Consider the following 23,404-nt stretch of genomic DNA (forward strand, 5'->3'; position numbering starts at 1 on the left):
TTTTCGGTTTCAAACATATAAAGTTTACCAGTAATTCCGGGAAAAAGTCAATAAAACACGAACATTAATTTTAAATTATCTTTCATTTGTTCGTATAAATTTTTACCTAAGTAAAATCTCCATCTAAAAAAAAGAGAATCAACCAAATCTGGTCCATTCTCATTTTCCCCCTGGGGGAGCATACGATTCGTCATATCGGTTCTCTATATTGACGAATTTATTATATTCTTTTACAAAGGCGAGCTTGACCGTTCCAACTGGGCCGTTACGCTGCTTGGCAATAATGATTTCAATAATATTCTTATCCTCAGATTCTTTGTCATAGTAATCATCCCGATACAGAAAGGCAACGATATCGGCATCCTGCTCAATCGATCCGGATTCACGAATATCGGACATCATCGGCCGCTTGTCCTGGCGTTGTTCCACGCCACGGGACAGCTGAGACAACGCGATCACAGGTACTTGTAGCTCGCGGGCAAGCTGCTTGAGGGAACGGGAGATTTCCGATACTTCCTGCTGGCGGTTTTCGCCGGCTCGACCGCTGCCAAGGATCAGTTGCAGGTAATCGATCAGGATCATGCCAAGTCCCTGCTCTTGCTTAAGACGGCGGCATTTAGAACGGATATCCGCAATTCTGAGTGATGGACTGTCATCAATGAAAATCCCTACATTCGACAGACTGCCCATTGCCATCGTCAGCTTGCCCCAATCTTCATCATTCAGGGAACCGGTCCGCAGCCTCTGCGCATCAATATTTCCTTCCGCACAAAGTACACGCATGACAAGCTGTTCTGCACCCATCTCCAAACTAAAAATCGCCACATTCTCGCCTGTTTTTTTGGCAACATTCTGGGCAACGTTCAGGGCGAACGCCGTCTTCCCGACAGAAGGACGAGCTCCGACGATGATCAGGTCATTTCGCTGAAAACCAGCGGTCATTCGATCAAGCTCCGTAAAACCCGTTTCCAGACCGGTGATATCCCCTTTGCGGTTATGCATTTCCTCGATATTATCGTACGTTCTGACTAGGACATCTTTTATATTGTGAAAGGAGCCTCCGCCCTTGCGCTGGGCAACCTCCATAATGTTCTTTTCCGCTTCGGCCAACAAGGCTTCGACTTCATCTTCCCGCATATAGCCATCTTCGGCAATCCCTGAAGCGGTACGAATCAGCCTTCTCAACAGCGATTTTTCTTCTACGATTCTAGCATAATACTCTATGTTGGCTGCCGTCGGGACGGATGCCGCCAATTCACTGAGATAGCTGACCCCTCCGACATCCTCAATCAGTTTGGAAGATGCTAGGTTTTCCGTAACAGTTACGAGGTCGATTGCTTTTCCTTTATCGTTCAAATCCAGCATGACGCTGAATATTTTCTGGTGTGCCACTCGGTAAAAATCTTCGGGTAACAGCATTTCTGAAGCAAGAGTTAAAGCGGATGGCTCTAAAAAGATTGCACCAATTACGGCTTGTTCCGCTTCTATATTTTGCGGCGGAAGTCGATCCGCGAATAATTCACTCATCTGCCAGCCCCCTTACAAATTACTCAAACGGAAAAAAGTGATCAGCAAAACCGATCACCTATTTCTGTAACTATATTAGTTTATCATGTTTCGGTCGATATGGAACTGTCAATTATTTTCCTTCTTTTACATGGACATTCAATGTTGCTTGAACTTCCTTGTGAAGCTTTACAGGAACCTTTGTATAACCAAGTGTGCGGATGGCATCCTGCATTTCCATTTTACGTTTATCAAGCTTGATGCTGTGGGCCTTTTGCAATTCATCAGCAATTTGCTTGCTTGTAATGGAGCCGAAAAGACGGCCGTCTTCGCCAGACTTCGCCGTTAGTTCAACCGTTACTTTTTCCAGCTTTTCCTTCAATTCCTTCGCATCCTCAAGCTCCTGCTGCGACTGTTTCTCTTCTTTCTTCGCTTGGGCGTTAAGGGAACTCATAGCAGCCTGATTGGCTTCGACAGCCAGTCCCTGCTTGATTAGGAAGTTATGAGCATAGCCGTCCGCCACGTTTTTGATTTCGCCTTTTTTGCCTTTTCCTTTCACGTCTTTCAAAAATATTACTTTCATTCTTTTTGTCCCCCTTCTAAATAATCATCTATCGCATGTTGTAAAAGTGATTCTGCCTCGTCGATTGAAAGATCAGCTAATTGCGTAGCAGCATTGCTCAAATGCCCGCCGCCATCCAGACTTTCCATGATAATCTGGACATTGACTTCCCCTAATGATCTAGCGCTGATGCCAATCGTGTCTTCGACTCTGCGGGATAAAACGAAGGACGCCTGTACCCCCTCCATCGTCAAAAGGATGTCTGCTGCTTGGGCAATTAGAACATGATCAGATCGAATATCATCTGAGCCTTTTGCAATCACAATTCCGTCACGGTAAAAATAAACATTTTCAATAATTCTTGCTCTTTTAATATAAGTACGGATATCTTCTTTTAAAAACTTTTGCACGAGAATCGTATCTGCTCCATGGCTGCGCAAATAGGAAGCAGCATCAAATGTCCGCGCTCCCGTCCTTAAGGTGAAGCTTTTCGTATCCACGATAATCCCAGCCAGCAAAGCCGTTGCTTCAAGCATCTGGATTCTTCCATTCTTCGGCTGGTATTCAAGCAATTCTGTAACGAGTTCTGCTGTCGAGGAAGCATAAGGCTCCATGTAGACAAGCAGCGGATTTTTGATGAACTCCTCGCCCCTGCGATGGTGGTCGATGACAATGACATTCTCTATCTGGTTCAATAGCTTCTCATCTATCACCATTGACGGCTTATGAGTATCGACAACGACAAGCAATGTGTCATCCGTGACGATTTCATATGCCTGTTCCGGCGAGATGAAACGAGAGTAAAGCTCCTCGTTCTGTTTAATCTCATCCATCAGGCGCTGGACTCCTGTATCCATTTCATTTTTATTATAAATGATAAACCCTTCATGGTTGTTCATTTGTGCTACTTTAAGAATCCCGATCGCTGAACCAATTGCATCCATATCTGGATTCTTGTGGCCCATAATCAAGACTTTGTCGCTTTCGATAACCAATTCCTTCAGCGCATGGGAAATGACTCGTGCCCTTACCCTCGTTCGCTTTTCAACTGGATTGGTCTTGCCTCCATAAAATTTGACCTTCCCATTAGGTTGTTTAATTGCCACCTGGTCTCCGCCACGACCTAAAGCTAGGTCTAAACTGGATTGTGCCTGTGAACCAAGTTCAGGAAGGGAGGAATAGCCAGTGCCGACACCAATACTAAGGGTTAACGGAACATTTTGCTTTGCTGTCGTCTCCCTTACCTCATCCAGGATGGTGAATTTGCCCTTTTCCAACAGCCGGAGGATATGTTCATTAAACACGGCAATAAAACGCTCCGACGAAACCCTTTTGAGAAAAACACCATTATTGGTCGCCCACTTATTTAAAATAGAGGTAACCACGCTGTTTAGACTGCTTTTTGTCTGATCATCCATCCCCTGGGTCACTTCATCATAATTATCTAAATAGATAATCGAAATGACCGTCCGCTCATCATGATACAGTTTTTCGATTTCTGCCTGCTCGGTCACATCAAAAAAATAGAGCAGCCGTTCCTCCGGCTTATGAATGATCTTGAATTTCCGATCATGCAGGGAGATGATCTCCGTTTCCACCTCTTGCTTAATCAAGGGAATAACGGCATCTGCTACATCATACAAGGACTTTCCGACTAGCGAATCTTCATGGAAACAAGAAGCGATGAAAGGATTGGTCCACTCGATATAATAGTCATCATTAATCAGCATGATCCCAATCGGCATTTCCATCAAAGCTTCTTCGCCGACTTTTTTTACGCGGTACGATAGGGTAGAAATATATTCCTCTGTTTCTTCCTTTATTTTATGGTTCACTTGAAAAATCAAATAAACAAACAGGCCAGTGAGAATGAACCCTGCAGCCCCTATAATCCAGTTATAGAAAGACAGAAATCCAATTAGCACCAGTGTTACGGCCATCAATCCATACAATGGATAACGTATTTGCCGCCTCTCTAAATAAGAAGGCATGTGCTCAGCTCCTAAAGCGTTAGTTTCTGATTACTTCTTCTCTCCTAGACGTTTTCTTAAATCAAAACCTAAGTCCATTATACCTAATATCCTCACAATATAAAGAACAAACGGAAGGAGGAACACAAGGACAACTACGATAATCGGAACGGCTCTCGGATACCCTTTTATCTGTGTGAAATAAAAAATGAAGGCAATCCCCTGAAGGACCATCAGCATTTGCAAAATGAACGTTAGATTGGAAATCACCCAGAACCAATAGCTTCCTTGTACAGGCTGCATTACCAGTGCAACGATCATCGTAATCAAATAATACCATAGAATGCTTTTCGGCAGATTTAACTCCCGTAACGGCCGCCATCCGGGCACCTTAATGCCAAACCGTTTCATGAACGGAAAGGAAGCAAGCTGCAGCAGGAATACGATTAAAAAGGAGGACATGACGAACATGCTTGGCATAAGTACTTCTATCATATCAACCATTGAGTCGAATTGGTTTATCAGTTTCTCATCTGGTGTCTGATTCATTTGTTCCAGCATTTTCACCGCCTGGTCCACAGACGAACGGAACACTGTCACCATTTCATCAATAAAATTTATATTAAATAAAACAATCGACAAAGCATATTGTGCTACTAAATTGACAAGAAACACAATGGATCCAGCGATATAAACAGCAAATCTGCTTTTTCCTTCCCTCACCAAGTACCCCATGACGGCGCCTGTCGTACCATATGCCAACGCGAGCGGAATCGCCAGAAACGAACCAAGAATCATCGATAGCAAAACAGCCGCAAGCGTAAAGACAGCCGTGCTTTTCCAGTCATGCTTTGATGCGAACATCAGAAACGGCAAGGCAAGAAAGAAATTGACGATCATCCCCAAGCCAGGAATATACAAAGTAATTAACAACAAAACAGCAAAAATTGCTAACAGGATGGCTCCCTCTGTCAGCTTGTATGTATTTTTCATGTTTCACCTCATAAGAAAAGCATTCTAGTCTGCTTTGACAGTACTCAAGCGATCTCAAAAGAATCACCAGGCTGAACCGAGCAAGACCATTAACCGATAAGAACTATTGTAGCCTGTAAAGGACAGACAAGCAAACGATACGCCATATAACGGGAACGGTATTAGAAAAGGCAGCGGGAAGCCCCACTGCCTTTAAAATCCGCTCTTTATTCACCTGAAACATATGGAAGTAAAGCCATTTGACGAGCGCGTTTGATAGCCACTGTCAATTTACGCTGATATTTAGCGCTTGTTCCTGTTACACGACGTGGTAAAATTTTGCCGCGCTCAGAGATGAATTTTTTAAGAAGATCGGTATCTTTATAATCAATCTTAGTGATTCCGTTTGCTGTGAAGTAGCAAACTTTACGGCGTTTTGCACGTCCGCCTCTGCGTCCACCCATTGCCATGGTTATTTCCCTCCTTCTCCATTGTAATATAGTTCATGTCCGCATTATTTAAAACGGAAGATCGTCATCTGAAATGTCGATTTGGCCGCCACCTGCAAATGGATCTTCATCTACTTTTGTATAACTTTGGTTTTGGCGTTGATTCTGATTCCCATACGGAGAATCTTGATCATTTTGACGGGGATAACTGCCACTGCTGGTCCCTTTATCTGAGGACTGTCCTTTTGGCTCAAGGAACTGAACACTCTCAGCCTGAACTTCTGTAACGTATACACGCTTACCATCTTGTCCTTCATAGCTGCGCGTCTGAATGCGACCGTCTACACCTGCAAGATTGCCCTTCTTTAAGAAGTTGGCAACATTTTCAGCTGGACGGCGCCATACTACACATTGAATAAAGTCTGCTTCCCTCTCCCCCTGCTGGTTGGTAAATGAACGATTTACCGCAAGCGTGAAAGTAGCAACTGCAACTCCATTTGGTGTGAAACGTAATTCAGGATCCTTGGTCAAACGGCCGACAAGAACGACACGATTCATCATCAGAATCAACTCCTTCCCCCAGCTTGGATGTTCCACGTGAAACATTTTCTGCTGAAAGTTTTATATTAAAAACATTTTTATTCTTCTTCTTTAATAACGATATGGCGAATGATATCTTCATTGATTTTAGCAAGACGGGAGAATTCCTCCACTGCTGCCGGAGTAGCACTTACCTTAACAAGCTGGTAGTAGCCATCACGGAAATCATTGATTTCATAAGCTAGACGGCGTTTGCCCCATTCCTTAGCTTCTGCAATCTCCGCACCATTGTCTGTAAGGATTGTGCTGAAACGCTCGGTAAGAGCCTTTTTAGCTTCCTCTTCAATGCTTGGGCGGATGATGTACATAATTTCGTACTTTCTCATCACTGTCACCTCCTTTTGGTCTAAACGGCCCCATGACAGGGCAAGGAGTAATTGTTTAATTACTCACAAGATGGAATTATAGCACAGAACCTATTCAAAAGCAATGCAATAGGAAAAGAATCCTATAATCAAATACTAACATATGTTCGTTTTTTTGTCCAAACTATTTTTCGCTATTGTGATTTTATACATTGAAGCGGAAGTGGATGATATCTCCATCTTTTACTTCATATTCTTTGCCTTCAAGACGAACCTTGCCTGCTTCCTTAGCAGCATTCATCGATCCAGCTGCAAGAAGGTCATCATAATGGACGGTTTCGGCACGGATGAATCCTCGCTCGAAGTCTGAGTGAATAACGCCGGCGCACTGAGGTGCTTTCATGCCGCGGCGGAAAGTCCATGCGCGCACTTCTTGGACGCCGGCTGTGAAATAGGTAGCCAACCCAAGTAGACTGTATGCTTTCCGGATCAGCTGGTCAAGACCAGACTCTTCGATGCCAAGCTCTTCAAGAAACATTTTCTTTTCTTCGCCTTCTAGCTCAGCAATTTCTTCCTCAATCCGCGCACTGATGACAATTACTTCCGCATTGTCCTTTTCTGCGAACTCACGAACCTGTTGAACATACTTATTGCCACTAGGATTGGCGAGATCTTCTTCGCCGACGTTGGCAACATAAAGCATTGGCTTAATTGTTAATAGATGAAGGTACTTAACCACTTTCATTTCTTCTTCGGTAAATTCTATCGCACGAGCTGGCTGTTCTGCTTCAAAAGCTTCACGCAGACGTGTCAAAATCGGAAATTCAATAGCCGCTTCCTTATCCTTTTGCTTAGCCAATTTCTCGACTCGGCTGATTCTTTTTTCGACAGATTCCATGTCAGCCAGGATCAATTCCAAGTTGATGACTTCTATATCGGATAAAGGGTCTACTTTCCCTGCAACGTGAGTGATATTGTCATCCGCAAAGCAGCGGACAACCTGACAAATCGCATCTACCTGGCGGATATGTGAAAGAAATTTATTCCCAAGCCCTTCCCCCTTGCTCGCTCCTTTTACGATACCGGCGATATCAGTGAATTCAAAAGCAGTCGGCACGGTCTTTTTCGGCTGAACCAATTCAGTTAATTTCGTTAAACGATGATCAGGAACCTCAACGATTCCAACATTCGGGTCGATTGTACAGAACGGGTAGTTGGCTGATTCAGCACCAGCCTGTGTAATTGCATTGAACAATGTTGACTTGCCGACGTTAGGAAGTCCAACAATACCTGCTGTTAAAGCCATCCATGTCACTCCTCTATTTTAAAAATGTATCTATTCAAGTAATAATCACCTAAACGATTTTTTCCTCCCACAATTATAGAGATTACAGGGGGAAAAAACAAGCTTGTAAGAAAGCACTGAAGCCCCACATCGTGTGGGCTGCCTTAGTGTCGTGCAATTGGCTTTTTGACTTTTGGCCTGAATGATACCCTTATATCGGAGCAAAGGTCTTCATAAGGGCATCTTTTCGCCTGAATGGTACCGCTTATAGCGGAGCAAAGGCCTGCATAAGGGTATCTTTCCTCCTGAATAGTACCCTTATAGCGAAGCAAAGGCCTGCATAAGGGCATCTTTCACCCTGAATGGTACCCTTATAGCTGAACTTTGGCCTGCATAAGGGTATCTTTCCTCCTGAATAGTACCCTTATAGCGGAGCAAAGGCCTTCATAAGGGCATCTTTCCTCCTGAATAGTACCCTTATAGCGGAGCAAAGGCCTGCAAAAGGGCTCATTTCCGCGTTTAGGATCCCTTTCCAGCTTTTTTTAAATGGGCATTATTCTATTCTCTCGAAAAGAAACGCCGCACTCACAAAGTGCGGCAGTACAGTCATCACTCTTTTTCCACTTTTTCAATCGTAACAAGGCAATCATATAGACTGCTTCCAAGTCCGTTGTCTGATACCCTGCTTGATGTTAGCTGGTTGGCGGTTCCGCCGAATCGGGCGCTCAAGCCTTCGTCAATATTGATCGTCCCTGGATGGGCTGTTTTGAGGATCGACACCGTACCATGGATTTCGCCTCTATCATTCCAAACTCGAACATAGTCCTGATCCTTCAACCCCTTTTCAGCAGCCACACTTTTAGCAATCTCCACTTTCACATAAGGTTCTGGCTGAAATAGCTGGAAATGCTGCGAGTGGTTGGAACGGAGCGGATGGATCGTCAGCAAGCTGTAGGGATATTTTCCCGCCAGCTCGGGTTTGGCCCACTTTGTTTCCGCTGGCAGCGACAGCTTGATCCGGCCGTCAGGAACGGCAGATGAAGTGAATTCATATTTGCCGCTTGGCGTCTTGAATTTACGATTGGCCCACGGAACCTCCTCGATAGGCAGTTCGGCAAATTTATCCGCACGAATTTTCTCGAGCGTAACTCCCTTCTTCGACATGGAAACGAGTCCCATTTTCAAGAATTCTTCTCTTGTAAAATCAAATTCCAAACCGAAGCCTAATCTTGTGGCCAGTTCCGCCCAAATCCAGGCGTCCGGCTTTGCTTCTCCAGGTGGTTCAACCAGCTTCGGACCGTGATTCACATACTGATGGTACATCGATGAAAAGAAAACATCTTCTGCTTCAAAGGCAGTGGCAGCTGGCAAAACATAATCAGCAAGTTCTGCCGTATCGGTCCTAAACTGGTCGATGACTACTAACGTTTCTAATGACTCAAAGGCTTGTCGTACTCTATTTGTGTCTGGCACCTGTGTCAGCGGATTTCCACACGTGACGATTCCCATTTTTATTGGAGGATCCATAGCGGTCAGAATCTCCTCTGCCTGCCTCATCATTGTAAAAGTGCGGGCCGAACTTTTTCGCTCTGGTATAGTCAAGTTCTGATAGTCAAAATTTTGCCCAACCTGCTTGTTCGCATAGTTGGCTCCGCCGCCGGGAATGCCTATGTTGCCGCTGACTGCAACGAGAGCGTCGATCAGCCTGATTGTATTGCCTCCATTTTCATACCGCTGCATCCCAAGCCCGATGATCGTTGAAACCGGACGGTCTGCATATACTTCTGCAAGCTGAGTGATCAACGCAATCGGCACTTCAGTCACTTCACTAATATAGTCCAGTGATACACTATCGAGCAATGTCTTTACATCCTCGAAGCCAACTGTATGAGCTGCCAAAAACTTCTCATCATGTCCTTCCATCCTCAGCAATTCTTTCATAATACCAGCAGCTAAAAATCCATCAAATCCCGGTTTGATTGAGATATATTCATTCGCAATCTTCGCAGTTGCGTTAAAAATCGGGTCAATTACATAAATTTTGGCGCCTTGCTTTTTCACAGACTGCAAGCTTTGAAAAAGATGCATATTTGTACGAGCAATATTCCTGCCCCAAATGACGATATGCTTGCTGTTCGACAAATCTTCTGGTGCATGGCTGTGGGAATCGCCAAAATCCCAATTCTGGGCTTCAATTCCGGCTCCCCAGCAAATGGAGCCAGTCAATTCCGTTACACCGCCATAAAGATGAAAAAAGCGGCTGTCAAGATTGGAGAGCAAACCACTGTTAGCATAATCATGGCTATGCAAAACGGAAGTGGTTCCAAAGCTTTCTTTATAATAAGCCAATTTTTCTGCAATTTCATCCAATGCCTGCTCCCAGGAAATCTGTTGGAAATTGCCGTCGATTTTTTTCAGTGGATAAAGCAAGCGATCTGCTGAATTCGCCCTGTTCTCCAGCATCCTGCCGCGCCCGCATATTTTCCCCTGAGTAATCGGGTGGTCCGGATTGCCCTCGACCTTTGTTACTTTGCCGTCTTCCACGGTAACAAGGAATCCGCAGCTGTCCCAGCAATTCAATGGACATGCTGAATGATAAATTTGTGCCATTTTCTCATCCCCCACTATTTCTCTTCTCGATCATCTCCCGGCGTTGATAACACCTTTTTCACTTTACGCGCGAACTCTTTTCTTGGAATTAAGACACTGTGCTCGCAGCCTTCACATTTAATGCGGATATCCATGCCAAGCCGGATGATTTTCCATTTGTTAGTTCCACATGGATGTGGTTTCTTCATTTCAACAACATCATTCAGCTGAAATTCATGCTCCAATAGTAAAACCTCCTTGTTTAGTTGCCGATTTCTTTTTCCCCTCCGCCTTCCTGACGTGAATACATAACCATCCGTGGGAATGGGATCTCAATTCCATGTTCGTCAAGAAGCAGCTTGATGTCCTTGCGCAGCTGTCTAGCGATATACCAATGCTTCATTGGCAAAGTTTCTGCGACAATTCGCAGTACTACCTCAGAGGCTGCAAATTGCTGGATTCCTAAAAGTTCTGGTGTATTGACGAGTTCAGGATATTTCTCTAACGTTGTATTCAAATAATCCTGCAGGACGTTTTCTGCATATTGAATATCTCCTTCATAGGAAATCCCAATATCAAGAACTGCCACACTATTGTAAAGAGAGAAATTAGTGACTTCTACGATGCTGCCATTCGGAAGGATATTGATTTCCCCTGTAAAGCTTTTAATCTTCGTCGTCCGCAGTCCGATTTCCTCCACTGTTCCCTCAAACTGACCTATTCTTACATAATCCCCTACTGAAAATTGATCTTCAAAAATAATGAAGAAACCGGTAATGATGTCCTTCACCAGACTTTGCGCCCCAAAGCCGACTGCCAAACCGACAATCCCAGCACCAGCTAGCATCCCCTGGACATTGATGGTCAAGGCGGAAAAAATCATCATGATCGCAATGAAGTACACGACATAGGTAAGAACATTTTCAAGCAGCTTCAACAGCGTTGCTTCCCGTCGTTCTGTTATACGGAGCGGGCCCCTTGTCTTTACCTTAAAAAAGTTGCGGATTGCAATTTTGCCAATGCGGATCAATAAGCCAGTAAGAATCAAAATCACAATAATTTTTAATACACTTACCCCAATGGCGAACCAAAGTTGCTCATCCAATAGTTTTTGACTGATTGTATCAAAAATCGCTTGTGTTCTAGTTAAACTTTCTTCCGTTTTTGTCAATTTTCCCACCTGCTCATTTCATTTCATTGATTCTATCAAACGTTATGTAACAAAATAGAAGTTTTCATACAAACACTTTTATTTTAACAAGATTTATAATGTAGGGAAAGCAGGCTGTTTGCCTGATGGAAAAGTTAGTTTAAATCTTTCTGTTTACAGGTATGTATAGATTACACCGAAAGTCCGTATACTGATAGTACGAATTTTAAGGAGTTGATCCAATGAATCTCAAAACCCATTTTTTCGAGCGAAAAAACAGTGTAGCGAAAATCAATCATGAAGAGGAAATGGCAGCCGAAAAGCTGGCTTCAGAAATCTTGGACTTACTTCCTCCTTTCAGCACAAGGCCCATTGTTTTTGTCTGCATTGGAACGGACCGCTCTACCGGTGATTCATTGGGTCCGCTGATCGGCACACTGCTTGAAGAAAAAGATATTGCTCCCTTTCAAGTGTACGGGACGCTCGATGATCCAATCCATGCTGTTAATTTGGAGGCCAAACTAACGGAAATCCAGCAAAAACACTTCAATCCATACATTATTGGCATCGACGCCTGTCTTGGCCGTTTGAAAAGCGTCGGATCGATCCAGGTTGGCAACGGGCCAGTCAAGCCAGGCGCCGGTGTGAACAAGGAATTGCCCGAAGTCGGCGATATGCACATAACAGGAATTGTCAATGTCAGCGGTTTTATGGAGTTCTTCGTGTTACAGAACACAAGATTGAACCTCGTGTTAAAAATGGCAAAAACAATTGCAAATGGTATTTACAAGAGCAGCCAGCAGCGTTCAGCGAAACAGGATTGGCCAAAGGTAAACTGGGACCTTGAAGCCGCCCAGCCTACAATTGTTGAATAACGAATATAAATAACGCCCGGGAATCTGCCTACCGGCGTTATTGCTTATATTCCGATCATATAGTGTGAAATGGTCACCAGGACAGCCGTCACCAGTATGCCAGGAAGAATATTCGCTACCCTGATTTTTGTCAGACCAATCATATTCAAGCCGATGGCAAATATCATGACGCCGCCTGTTGCAGTCAGCTCAAGAATGAAGCTGTCCATCAAACTCTGTGGAATCAGCTTATCAATTTGCGTGGCAAATAAGGCGATGAGTCCCTGGTAAATAACGACAGGGATTGCAGAAAAAATCACTCCGATCCCAAGTGTTGTGGTCAGGATTAATGCCGTGAAGCCATCAATGATCGCTTTCGTATACAAAACATCATGATCCCCGCGAATGCCGCTATCGAGTGCCCCGATAATAGCCATTGCCCCGATCACAAAGAGCAAAGTTGCAGTAACAAATCCTTGAGATATGCTGCTCTCACCATTTGAGCCAATCTTCTTCTCCAGCCAGTCCCCGACTGCATTCAGCTTTTCCTCTAGCTTCCATGCTTCCCCTAGCACAGCACCGATCACCAAACTCAAGATGACGATCAGATAATTTGCGCTCTTAAAGCCCATTTGCAGGCCAAGCACGATAACGGCAAGCGCAATGCCATGCATAACGGTTACCTTCATATTTTCCGGTATTTTTGTTAGCAGCCTTCCCAATAATGTTCCAATGATAATCAATAATCCATTCACCATGGTGCCAAGTAGAAACATTTCACTCACCCATTTTCCGTATTAGTTGGCTTGCACAAAAGCCAATGTAAAAAAATTAAGCCATCAAAATGATAGCTTAGGAATTTTGATTGTCTAATAGTTCAAGAATCCGTTCCAGATCATCTTTTGAAAAAAATTCAATTTCAATTTTTCCTTTGTTTTTGGATTGCTTGATGGAAACTGTAGTTCCAAAGCGTTCACGAAGCGAGGTTTCCCGCTCCTTGATGAATAGGTCCTTCGTCTCTTTTTTTCTTTTTGTTTCACGTGGAACAAGCCTATTCATATCCTGGATGAGTTGTTCCAGCTGGCGAACATTCATGCCATCCTTAAGGATTTTATCGACCAGGACAGACAGCTTGTCTTTCTTTCTTAAGCCAAGGAGTGCGCGGCCGTGTCCCATAGAGATTTTTCCTTCTGAAATAAGTTGCTGAATTTTTGGTGGCAGCGACAGCAACCGGATATGGTTTGCCAGATGCGGCCGGCTTTTTCCAAGTCTTTTCGCCAATTCTTCCTGTGTCAGCTTGAGTTTCTCGATCAACGTTTGATAGGCAATTCCTTCTTCGATCGGATTCAAGTCTTCACGCTGTAGGTTTTCGAGCACGGCAAGCTCCATCATTTGCTGTTCAGTCAGATCACGGACAACTGCGGGGACGGTTTCCAAACCGGCTTCTTTTGCAGCCCGATACCGTCTTTCCCCTACTACGATTTCATAGCCTTTAATCGTTTTCCTTAAAATGATTGGCTGTAAGATTCCATGCTCCTGGATCGAAAGCTGCAATTCCTTGATTGCAGCCGGATCAAAAACTTTTCGTGGTTGGTATGGATTTGGTCTAATTTCCTTGATGCTTATTTCCTGGACCTTTTCTTCCCTTTCTGCTTCCATGTTGAAAAATGCATCTAATCCCTTCCCTAAGCCTCTAGCCATTTGCAACCACTTCCTTTGCAAGATCTAAATAAACCTCTGCTCCGCGGGATTTCGGATCATAAATGATAATCGGCTCTCCATGGCTTGGTGCTTCACTTAGACGGACATTCCTAGGAATGATCGTCTGGTAAACCTTATCCTGGAAATACTTCTTCACTTCCTCAATCACTTGCAGACCGAGATTTGTACGTGCGTCCAGCATCGTCAGCAGGACCCCTTCTATTTTCAAATCATGGTTCAAATGCTTCTGCACAAGCCGAACCGTATTCAGAAGCTGGCTCAGTCCTTCAAGCGCATAATATTCGCATTGGACCGGAATGATCACTGAATCCGAAGCCGTCAATGCATTCAGAGTCAATAGTCCAAGTGATGGTGGACAATCGATAATAATATAATCAAAACGGTCCTTCACTTCCTCGAGCGCCCGCTTCAGGCGAACCTCTCTCGAAATGGTAGGAACAAGTTCAATTTCCGCCCCAGCCAGCTGGATGGTCGCAGGCACTGTATAAAGATTCTCAACTGCAGTAGGAAGGATCACCTTACCCGCCTCTACATCATCTACCAGCACATCATAAATGCATTGTTCCACATCTGCTTTTTCTATGCCTACTCCGCTCGTCGCATTCCCTTGAGGATCTGTATCGACAAGCAGCACCTTTTTCCCAATGTATGCCAAGCATGCACCAAGATTCACCGATGTCGTCGTCTTGCCAACGCCACCCTTTTGATTCGCAATCGCAAGGATTTTTCCCACCTTGTCACCTTCTTTCAAACCAGTAAAAATTCTATTCAGCTTTTCCCAAGCATAGATCCATTCATAAAATACGCTTTTTTCCGCAAAGTCCCGGAAAAAAGCGATCATGTTCTTTATTTTATCATGAAAACAGGTACTTGATCGAATTTTTGTAAAAAAGAAATCACCCTGTGAAAAGAATACAAAAAAACACCTATAGGGGAACATTCGAGCGTCCTGCCTATAGGTGACATTCTCTATTTTTTTGTTTTTGGAATCCGGATCGTGAATTGATAAAATTCTTCAAATTCCTCTTCCTCTGAGTCGAGACGGATGCCGCTGTCGGAAACCATCGTTAGCGATTGACGGATTGTATTGACGGCAATCCTCATATCATTGCTGAATGCTTTTCGCTTCGGTTTTGGCTTTTCCTCCCCGTGACTCAAGAGCTTGACGACACGTTCTTCTGTTTGTTTAACATTAAGCGATTTTTCGATGACCTCTGCGAGCACCTGCACCTGTAATTCCGGGTTTTTCAATGGAATAAGCGAACGTGCATGGCGCTCTGTAATCCATTTATTTAAAAGGGCATCCTGGACTTCTTCTGGGAGCTTTAGCAGCCTAAGCTTATTTGCCACAGTCGATTGCCCTTTTCCAAGCCTTTGTGCCAGCGCTTCCTGTGTGAGATTGTGCAACTCTAGCAATTTCCCATAGGCCATTGCTTCTTCAATCGGTGACAGCTCCTCCCGCTGAAGATTTTCAATCAAGGCCACAGAAGCTGTTTCAGAATCAGACAAGTTTTTCACGATTGCCGGAACTTCTATCCATTCAAGCTTTTTCATAGCCCGCCAGCGGCGTTCGCCAGCAATGATTTCAAATCGATCCTGCTCGTATTCCCGTACAACGATTGGCTGGATCACTCCATGTATGTGAATGGTACGGGCCAATTCTTCAATCTTTTCCTCATCAAAAACCGTTCTTGGCTGGTATCTATTTGGAATAATATGGTCAATCGGAATTTTTTTTATTTCTTCATTTTCTATGATGTCAATATCCTCGACCGTTTGAGCTTCTATTTGGTTCGGTTCTTCCAACTGGTTCCGTTCTTTTTCCTTTTCCCCAATGCCAAAAAAGCGCGAAAAAGAAGGCTTCATCACCCTACACCACCTTTATGAACTCCCTATTCATACATTCTCTATAAAAATGACAAGTTCCTGCCTATTGACTCTATTATAAACTAAATTCATTTTTAAAAATAGGACTAAAAGCGCAACCGCAAAAGCGTAGAAATTCCGGTCTCTTCCAGTCTTTTACCAGAGGCTCGGTTCACGCATGGAAAGCCGTTACTCAATCGGTGTTTTATTAGGAGTCCCTGGTTTTCTAGGGTACTTTTTAGGTGTCGGCTTTTGTTTGTTTATGATGAAAAGAGTGCGTTCACTTTCTTCGACTGGCAAGGTGAAAGAGTGCGAGGATTCCAGTTTTCCTCCAAGTATCGTGATCGCTTTTTCGCCAGCAAGCAGTTCTTCTCCCGCCTGATTGCCTTTCATGGCGATGAAGGTTCCGCCGACCTTCACAAGAGGGAGACAAAGTTCACTCAAAACAGACATTCTTGCTACCGCTCTCGCAATGACTACTTGATATTTTTCGCGATATCCCGGGTTTTGTCCGAATGTTTCAGCGCGGTCATGGATGAAGGTTGTCCCTTCAAGACCGAGCGTCTTCGAAAGCTGTTCCAGGAATGTAATCCGCTTGTTCAGCGAATCGACGATCGTGACCTTGATTTCCGGAAAAGCAATTTTAATTGGAATACTCGGGAAGCCGGCTCCAGCGCCAACATCGCACAAATCTAGCGGCTTATGGAAATCAAAATAGAATGCAGCTGAAACGGAATCATAAAAATGCTTCAAGTACACATCCGGCTTTTCCGTAATCGTAGTTAAATTCATTTTTTCATTCCACTCAACGAGCAGGTGGTAATAAATTTCATATTGCTCCATTTGCCTCTGGGAAAGCTCAATCCCCTTTTCAGCGAGCAATGCTTTAAATTGATCCGTATTCATAAGCCAACCCTTTCTGTGCTTGCTACTTGATTCGTGCAATTCGTCCCTGTTCCAGATACACGAGCAGAATGGAAAGATCGGCAGGGTTCACACCTGAGATTCTTGATGCCTGTGCTAACGTCAATGGCTGGACCTCTCTCAATTTTTGGCGCGCTTCCGTTGCCAGTCCAGAAATCGCATCATAGTCGATATTTTCCGGGATTTTCTTATCTTCCATCTTCTTCAGCTTCTCCACCTGCTGAAGCGATTTTTCAATATATCCCTCATATTTAATTTGGATTTCTGTTTGTTCTTCTATTTCAAACTCGAGCTCTCCATCCGCAGGTGCGAGCTGTTTAATATGCTCATAAGAAACTTCGGGGCGTTTCAGAAGGTCTGAAGCACGGATTCCATCCTTCAATTCACTGCCGCCAAGCGTACGGATCCATTCCTGAACCTCAGCTGACGGTTTGATGATGATGGACTGCAGCCGTTTCTTCTCCGCTTCGATTGCCTTTTTTTTCACCAGAAACTTATGGTAGCGTTCCTCTGTGATCAGACCGATTTCATATCCTTTTTCCGTTAAGCGCAGGTCAGCATTGTCATGGCGCAGCAACAGGCGGTATTCCGCTCTTGACGTCAGCAGGCGGTATGGTTCATTTGTTCCCTTTGTCACAAGATCATCAATCAGGACGCCAATATAGGCGTCGGCACGGCTAAGGATGACTTCTTCCTTGTCCAGAGCCTTTCTGCCGGCATTAATCCCAGCCATGATCCCTTGTCCTGCCGCCTCTTCGTAACCTGAAGTCCCATTGATTTGACCAGCAGTATACAAATTCTTAACCAGCTTTGTTTCCAATGTCGGCCATAGCTGTGTCGGCACCATCGCATCATACTCAATCGCATAGCCAGCACGCATCATCTGAACTTTTTCAAGCCCAGGGATCGTCTGAAGAATCTTGTGCTGGACATCCTCTGGCAAGCTGGTAGACAGCCCCTGCACATATACTTCTTGAGTGTTCCTTCCTTCTGGCTCGAGGAAAATCTGATGGCGCGGCTTGTCATGGAAACGGACAACCTTATCCTCAATCGATGGGCAATAACGTGGGCCTGTCCCCTTGATCATGCCGGAATACATCGGTGAGCGATGCAAATTGTCATCTATCAGCTGATGTGTCTGCTCATTCGTATACGTCAGCCAACAAGGAAGCTGATCTGTAATATAGTTCGTCGTTTCATAGGAAAAGGCTCGGTGAACATCATCGCCAGGCTGTATTTCTGTTTTCGAATAATCAATTGAGTCACTGTGTACTCGCGGCGGGGTCCCCGTTTTAAAGCGAACAAGGTCAAAGCCAAGCTCTTCCAAATGCTCTGAAAGCTTAATCGATGGCTGCTGGTTATTCGGTCCGCTAGAGTATTTCAACTCACCGAGGATGATTTCCCCGCGCATATACGTCCCCGTCGTGATCACGACCGTTTTCGCACGATAAATGGCTCCGGTTTTCGTAATGACCCCTTTGCATTCCCCGTCTTCGACAATCAATCGCTCTACCATGCCCTGAATTAAGGAAAGGTTGTTTTGATTTTCGAGCGTCTTTTTCATTTCATTCTGATAAGCGAATTTATCGGCTTGAGCCCGCAAGGCACGTACTGCTGGGCCCTTGCCGGTGTTTAGCATTCTCATTTGGATATAGGTTTTATCGATATTGCGGCCCATTTCGCCGCCAAGAGCGTCAATTTCGCGCACAACGATTCCTTTGGCAGGTCCGCCAATTGACGGATTGCAAGGCATAAACGCAATCATATCCAGGTTAATGGTAATCATCGCAGTTTTGGCACCCATTCGTGCCGGCGCAAGTGCTGCCTCCACACCCGCATGGCCAGCTCCCACTACCACTACATCAAAATTCCCGGCTTCATACCCCATCCTGCTGCCTCCTTTTATGCTGTTTAATCCTATGATTATTTTCCTAAACAGAACTGGGAAAATAACTGGTCAATCAAGCTTTCATGAACACTTTCCCCAATGATTTCCCCAAGTAGCTCCCACGAACGAGTCAAGTCAATCTGAACAATATCGATTGGCGTTCCGATTTCAACGCCGCTGATTGCTTCGTCAATGGCATGAGCAGCCTGGCTGAGCAAGGCAATATGGCGACTGTTCGAAACATACGTCAAATCCCCTGATTCAATCGCTCCGGAGAAGAACAGACTGGAAATCGCTTCTTCCAGCTGATCCACACCCTTGTCTTCTAATAATGAGATTGTCACGAGGGAATAATCGTTCGCAAGCTCCCTCACTTCCTCCAAATTGATGTTTTGCGGCAGATCGGTTTTGTTGACAATCACGATCACATCCATGCCTTCGACCGCTTTGAAGATGTTCCGATCCTCTTCTGAGAGCTCTTCCGAATAGTTCAGAACGAGCAAAATTAAATCCGCTTCCTTCAGAACTTTTCTTGACCGCTCGACCCCGATTCGTTCAACAATATCCTCCGTCTCTCGGATTCCCGCTGTATCAAGAAGCCGTAACGGAACGCCGCGAACATTGACATATTCTTCAATGACATCCCGTGTGGTACCAGGAATATCGGTAACAATTGCTTTATTTTCATGAACAAGGCTATTCAATAACGATGATTTTCCGACATTCGGTCGTCCTACAATGACAGTGGAAATTCCTTCCCTGAGGATTTTTCCCTGCTGCGAGGTTTGCAAAAGCTTTTCGAGCTCTCCCTTTACATACTTCGCCTTTTCCAACAGCATTTGATGCGTCATTTCCTCGACATCTTCATATTCCGGATAATCGATATTCACCTCAACATGTGCGAGTATCTCAAGAATTTCCTGACGCAGCTTTTGGATCAGTCTCGATAAGCGCCCCTCCATCTGGCCAAGTGCCATATTCATCGCACGATCGGTCTTCGCTCTGATCAAATCAATGACTGCCTCTGCCTGCGAAAGGTCGATCCGTCCATTTAAAAAAGCTCGTTTTGTAAATTCCCCTGGCTCCGCAAGTCTCGCACCCTGATTCAGGACAAGCTGGAGCACACGGTTTACCGAAACAAGCCCCCCATGGCAGTTGATTTCGATTACGTCTTCTTTCGTGAACGTTTTCGGACCCTTCATGACCGAGACCATCACCTCTTCAGCAACTTGTCCAGTTTTCGGGTCGATCAGATGGCCATAATGAATCGTGTGCGTAGCCGCCTCGCTTAGCCGCTTGCTGCCGACACCTTTGAACAAGCTGTCAGCAATCTCAACAGCCTGATCCCCGCTTAACCGCACAATCGCTATCGCTCCTTCTCCCATCGGCGTAGAAATAGCCGCAATCGTATCAAATTCCACATGCTTCACCTCGCCTTTTTTAAAAAAAATATATATAAAGTTTGATTTCTGCAAATTACTAGAATACCACATTTGTTTAGCGAAAAAAAGAAAGGCATCTTCTCCGTCAACATTATCCACAGTGCATAAAATAAACTGTATTCATTTTAACTTATCCACATGTGAATAACAATAAAACCAAATGAGGAAATTTTACGATGTGGAAAACTATCTTGCCGATTTGTGTAGAGGATCTGATGATGAATTGGAAAAAAACTAAGAAAATTTCCAAGTCGCCAATAAAAAAAGATTTTCGCCAATAAACAGCTCGTAATCGCCAATAAAATAAATTTATCGCCAATAAAGCGAAGAAATCGCCAATAAACAAAGATGCGGATTATTATCAGCCAAAATCATGCTCTGAATTTGCTATTTCTAATCGAAATCTCGCTGGCCTGTCCATTTTTTCTAAAAATAACAACAAAAAACCCGATCCTGTGATGAGGTTCGGGTTGAAATTCTTTATTTGGACGGCGAAATTACGATATGCCTGTGTGGCTCGGTGCCATCGGAATAAGTTTTGATTTTTTTATTTGACATCAAGGCAGTATGAATCACTTTGCGTTCATAGGAGGGCATTGGTTCCAGCGCGACGTTTTGCCCGGTTCTTACTGCTTTTTGTGCCAGGCGTTCCGCAAGCTGAATGAGGGTGTCATTCCGGCGTTGACGGTAGTCTTCCGCATCAAGCAATACAGTAGCGTACTGATCAGAATATCGATTGACTACAAGCTGCGTTAAAAACTGCAGGGAATTCAAGGTTTGTCCTCTTTTTCCAATTAGCAAAGCAATTTTTTCACCTGACATCGTCAATAAGACGATTTTTCCGTCTTTTTTTACATCTACGTTAATAGATGCTCCCATTTTTTCGCTAACCGATTTCAAATAAGTTACGGCTTCCTCCACAGCATCGATCTTGACCGTTACTTTGACGACAGCCGGACGTGTGCCAAAAATTCCGAAAATCCCCTTTTTGCCTTCATCAATTACATCAATTTCTGTGCGGTCTTTCGTTGTCTTTAATTGAGCTAAAGCGGATTCTACTGCTTCGTCGACATTTTGTCCTGTAGCAGTTACCTGTTTCACTTTTTTGCTCCTCCCGCATTGCCGGCAGCCTTCGTTTTTTTCAGATCCGGCCCTTTTATAAAGTATGTTTGACCAATCATAAATAAGTTACCTACTACCCAGTATAAGGAAAGAGCTGCTGGGAAGTTGATTGCGAATACAACGATCATGATAGGCATTAACCAAAGCATCATCGCCATTTGCGGATTGCCTTCCTGACCAGCCATCATCATTTTTTGCTGAATGAAAGTAGTGATACCTGCAACAACTGGCAGAATATAAAATGGATCTGCTACACCAAGGTCGAACCATAAGAAATTATGCTCGGCAATCTCTCTCGTTCTTGAAATCGCATGGTAGAAACCAATCAAAATCGGCATCTGGACAATCAGCGGAAAACAGCCTGAAAGCGGATTAACACCATGTTGCTGAAAAAGTGCCATCGTTTCTTGCTGCAGCTTTTGCTGTGTCTTTTGGTCCTTTGAACTGTATTTTTCCTTCAGTTTCTGCATTTCCGGCTGCAACGCCTGCATTGCTTTAGAGCTTTTCGTTTGCTTAATCATTAGCGGCAGAATCGCAAAACGGATCAGCAACGTAACCGCGATTATGGATAATCCAAAACTGCCTCCGAGCCATTCAGCCATTTTCACGATCAGCATAGATAATGGATAGACTATGTACTCGTTCCAGAAACCCTTGCTATCTGGAGTAATTGGCTGGTTGTACTCTGTACAGCCCGTCAGCAATGACACCACTAGCACCAAGCCCAATATCAATAAGATTCTTTTTTTCAAGCTTCTTTTCCTCCTAACTTCCCAATACGCTCCATTTATTTTCAAAAGTTGTCCCAAATTTACTGTGCATTATCCCTTGGCTGCAACATGCAATCAAAAGTATTTTACCATCTTTTATCGGGAAGCGCTTTTAAAAAATGCAATTCGGCAAATATTTTTTCCTCAACTATTCTCTCCAGGTTTCAGTATCTTCAAAACCTTTCCGACCTTCAAAACATGCTCTAAGCTTTTCTTAACCTCATGCATGTTCATTTCGGCAGTAGGCTTCCGGGCGATGATGATGTAATCATTGCCAGTTTGGACCTGGTCGTGTAATTCATGGAAAGATTGCCGGATATACCGTTTAATCTGGTTGCGCATGACGGCGTTGCCGATTTTTTTGCTGACTGACAGGCCGATGCGGAATTTTTCCTGCTCCGGTTTTTTCAAAATATAAACGACAAATTGCCGGTTAGCAACCGACCTTCCCTTTTTAAAAGCCTCTTGGAATTCTTTATTTTTTTTCACACTGTATTCTTTTTTCATTCAATCACCTTCATCTCTCTATGGATCGGGAACTTATATCAGTCGGATTCTTTTTGCAACCAATCCGTTAAAGCTCATTCACCAGTAGATCCAGTTCCCTGACTTGTAAATGCCAAAAGAGAAAAAAGACCACTGACATTTCAGTGGCCTAGGCTGATAAAACTTTTCTTCCTTTGCGACGACGACGAGCAAGAACCTTACGGCCATTTGCACTGCTCATGCGAGCACGAAATCCGTGAACTTTGCTGTGTTTACGTTTATTAGGTTGATAAGTACGTTTCATATATGTTACACCTCCCTGAGGAATAGCTGTTACAGACAGTCTTTGTAATTATAAGGAAGCCGGTATTATTTGTCAAGTGGCGATCTATGCTTCGTAAAACAACTTCACCGATTCGGCTCTCCGAGGCACAGGACGTGCTGACCCGCCAGCCACAGGACGACGTGGTGTTTTGGCGAGCAGCGCTTGTCGGGGCTGACCAAGGCGCTTCCGCTTTTCAACCTGTGGACAAAAAACGACAGCTTTTTTATTATCCACAACCCATTTTAACAGCTTTTACACAAGTTAGCTGGCTGTGGACAATTTCACTCCACAGATTGGGTCCATTGTGGATAATTATTGAATAAGCGTTGCACCATGCTGGATTATCTGCTATTATATTTGTGTTTTCACTCTTAATTTTTTGATGACCAAAATACACTTATCCACAAAGTGTGGATAAGCTGTGGATAGGTTATTCAGGGCTGTTGTAAAAGTTTGTCCACAGATAGTGGATTTTGTCGAAAAGCTCCTTATCTTCCTTATTATATATTTTTCCACAATCATAGTTTCGTATATTTCTTAATCAGGGGTTGTACAGCAGGTATACCCTTTCGTTTTATGCTTTTCGATGCTGATGGCCTAACGGCTCGTTGTCAAAA

General features: G+C 44.1%; 24 protein-coding genes. 2 read left to right on the plus strand and 22 right to left on the minus strand.

The window, feature by feature from the left end; translation table 11 throughout:
- Positions 1-159: 159 nt before the first annotated feature.
- The 11 genes from dnaB to UB32_RS05895 all read right to left on the minus strand — a co-directional run bounded on the left by dnaB (position 160) and on the right by UB32_RS05895 (position 11,409).
- On the minus strand, positions 160-1,527 hold the full coding sequence (gene dnaB / locus UB32_RS05845) for a replicative DNA helicase (RefSeq protein ID WP_044392018.1): 1,368 nt from the start codon (positions 1,525-1,527) through the stop codon (positions 160-162).
- A gap of 112 nt (positions 1,528-1,639) precedes the next feature.
- Positions 1,640-2,089: a 50S ribosomal protein L9 gene (gene rplI, locus UB32_RS05850; RefSeq protein WP_044392019.1), complete on the minus strand. Its 450-nt coding sequence runs from the start codon at positions 2,087-2,089 to the stop codon at positions 1,640-1,642.
- Complete coding sequence (locus tag UB32_RS05855) at positions 2,086-4,059, minus strand: DHH family phosphoesterase (RefSeq protein ID WP_044392020.1); 1,974 nt, start codon at positions 4,057-4,059, stop codon at positions 2,086-2,088. The genes rplI and UB32_RS05855 overlap by 4 nt, the downstream gene beginning before the upstream one ends.
- A 30-nt stretch (positions 4,060-4,089) precedes the next feature.
- On the minus strand, positions 4,090-5,031 hold the full coding sequence (locus tag UB32_RS05860; RefSeq protein ID WP_044392021.1) for a YybS family protein: 942 nt from the start codon (positions 5,029-5,031) through the stop codon (positions 4,090-4,092).
- Between the two features lie 206 nt (positions 5,032-5,237).
- Positions 5,238-5,474 (minus strand): 30S ribosomal protein S18, encoded by a 237-nt coding sequence (gene rpsR / locus UB32_RS05865; RefSeq protein WP_044392053.1) that lies wholly within the window; start codon positions 5,472-5,474, stop codon positions 5,238-5,240.
- A 54-nt stretch (positions 5,475-5,528) separates the two neighbouring features.
- On the minus strand, positions 5,529-6,020 hold the full coding sequence (gene ssb, locus UB32_RS05870; protein ID WP_044392022.1) for a single-stranded DNA-binding protein: 492 nt from the start codon (positions 6,018-6,020) through the stop codon (positions 5,529-5,531).
- A 77-nt stretch (positions 6,021-6,097) separates the two neighbouring features.
- Positions 6,098-6,385, minus strand: a complete 288-nt coding sequence (gene rpsF / locus UB32_RS05875; protein ID WP_044392023.1) for a 30S ribosomal protein S6 — start codon at positions 6,383-6,385, stop codon at positions 6,098-6,100.
- 184 nt (positions 6,386-6,569) lie between these two features.
- Positions 6,570-7,670 (minus strand): redox-regulated ATPase YchF, encoded by a 1,101-nt coding sequence (gene ychF / locus UB32_RS05880; RefSeq protein WP_044392024.1) that lies wholly within the window; start codon positions 7,668-7,670, stop codon positions 6,570-6,572.
- Positions 7,671-8,258: 588 nt separating this feature from the next.
- Positions 8,259-10,259, minus strand: coding sequence for a molybdopterin-dependent oxidoreductase (locus UB32_RS05885; RefSeq protein WP_044392025.1), 2,001 nt, complete (start codon positions 10,257-10,259; stop codon positions 8,259-8,261).
- 14 nt (positions 10,260-10,273) lie between these two features.
- Complete coding sequence (locus UB32_RS05890) at positions 10,274-10,483, minus strand: DUF951 domain-containing protein (protein ID WP_044392026.1); 210 nt, start codon at positions 10,481-10,483, stop codon at positions 10,274-10,276.
- A 17-nt stretch (positions 10,484-10,500) separates the two neighbouring features.
- Positions 10,501-11,409 (minus strand): mechanosensitive ion channel family protein, encoded by a 909-nt coding sequence (locus tag UB32_RS05895; protein WP_044392028.1) that lies wholly within the window; start codon positions 11,407-11,409, stop codon positions 10,501-10,503.
- A 221-nt stretch (positions 11,410-11,630) separates the two neighbouring features.
- On the opposite strand from UB32_RS05895, the gene yyaC reads away from it, so the two are divergent.
- Entirely contained in the window at positions 11,631-12,263 is a 633-nt protein-coding gene (gene yyaC, locus UB32_RS05900; RefSeq protein ID WP_044392029.1) for a spore protease YyaC, read from the plus strand.
- Positions 12,264-12,307: 44 nt separating this feature from the next.
- Here the strand turns inward: yyaC and UB32_RS05905 are convergent, their stop codons facing one another.
- From UB32_RS05905 to rpmH, 11 genes are all read right to left on the minus strand, one after another.
- Positions 12,308-13,018, minus strand: a complete 711-nt coding sequence (locus tag UB32_RS05905) for a DUF554 domain-containing protein (protein ID WP_044392031.1) — start codon at positions 13,016-13,018, stop codon at positions 12,308-12,310.
- 76 nt (positions 13,019-13,094) lie between these two features.
- On the minus strand, positions 13,095-13,943 hold the full coding sequence (locus UB32_RS05910) for a ParB/RepB/Spo0J family partition protein (RefSeq protein WP_044392033.1): 849 nt from the start codon (positions 13,941-13,943) through the stop codon (positions 13,095-13,097).
- The gene (locus UB32_RS05915; RefSeq protein WP_044392054.1) at positions 13,936-14,697 is read right to left on the minus strand and encodes a ParA family protein; all 762 of its coding nucleotides are present in this window, start codon (positions 14,695-14,697) and stop codon (positions 13,936-13,938) included. Before UB32_RS05915 ends, UB32_RS05910 begins: the two co-directional genes overlap by 8 nt.
- A gap of 236 nt (positions 14,698-14,933) precedes the next feature.
- The gene (noc, locus tag UB32_RS05920; protein ID WP_044392037.1) at positions 14,934-15,830 is read right to left on the minus strand and encodes a nucleoid occlusion protein; all 897 of its coding nucleotides are present in this window, start codon (positions 15,828-15,830) and stop codon (positions 14,934-14,936) included.
- Positions 15,831-16,019: 189 nt separating this feature from the next.
- Positions 16,020-16,736 carry a 16S rRNA (guanine(527)-N(7))-methyltransferase RsmG gene (gene rsmG, locus UB32_RS05925; RefSeq protein WP_044392039.1) on the minus strand — a complete coding sequence of 239 codons (717 nt, stop codon included), beginning with the start codon at positions 16,734-16,736 and terminating at the stop codon, positions 16,020-16,022.
- A gap of 22 nt (positions 16,737-16,758) precedes the next feature.
- Positions 16,759-18,642, minus strand: a complete 1,884-nt coding sequence (mnmG, locus tag UB32_RS05930; RefSeq protein WP_044392041.1) for a tRNA uridine-5-carboxymethylaminomethyl(34) synthesis enzyme MnmG — start codon at positions 18,640-18,642, stop codon at positions 16,759-16,761.
- Between the two features lie 35 nt (positions 18,643-18,677).
- Complete coding sequence (gene mnmE, locus UB32_RS05935; RefSeq protein ID WP_044392055.1) at positions 18,678-20,063, minus strand: tRNA uridine-5-carboxymethylaminomethyl(34) synthesis GTPase MnmE; 1,386 nt, start codon at positions 20,061-20,063, stop codon at positions 18,678-18,680.
- 501 nt (positions 20,064-20,564) lie between these two features.
- A complete protein-coding gene (jag, locus tag UB32_RS05940; protein WP_044392042.1) occupies positions 20,565-21,185 on the minus strand; it encodes an RNA-binding cell elongation regulator Jag/EloR in 621 nt (206 codons plus the stop codon).
- Entirely contained in the window at positions 21,182-21,958 is a 777-nt protein-coding gene (gene spoIIIJ, locus UB32_RS05945) for a YidC family membrane integrase SpoIIIJ (RefSeq protein ID WP_044392043.1), read from the minus strand. The genes jag and spoIIIJ overlap by 4 nt, the downstream gene beginning before the upstream one ends.
- Positions 21,959-22,120: 162 nt before the next feature.
- Positions 22,121-22,483 carry a ribonuclease P protein component gene (gene rnpA / locus UB32_RS05950; protein WP_044392044.1) on the minus strand — a complete coding sequence of 121 codons (363 nt, stop codon included), beginning with the start codon at positions 22,481-22,483 and terminating at the stop codon, positions 22,121-22,123.
- Positions 22,484-22,631: 148 nt separating this feature from the next.
- Positions 22,632-22,766, minus strand: a complete 135-nt coding sequence (gene rpmH / locus UB32_RS19340; protein ID WP_013059930.1) for a 50S ribosomal protein L34 — start codon at positions 22,764-22,766, stop codon at positions 22,632-22,634.
- A gap of 86 nt (positions 22,767-22,852) precedes the next feature.
- On the opposite strand from rpmH, the gene UB32_RS05955 reads away from it, so the two are divergent.
- On the plus strand, positions 22,853-23,110 hold the full coding sequence (locus UB32_RS05955) for a hypothetical protein (RefSeq protein ID WP_044392045.1): 258 nt from the start codon (positions 22,853-22,855) through the stop codon (positions 23,108-23,110).
- Positions 23,111-23,404 lie beyond the last annotated feature (294 nt).

The organism is Mesobacillus subterraneus, from assembly GCF_000934845.1.
GTDB lineage: Bacteria > Bacillota > Bacilli > Bacillales > Cytobacillaceae > Mesobacillus > Mesobacillus stamsii.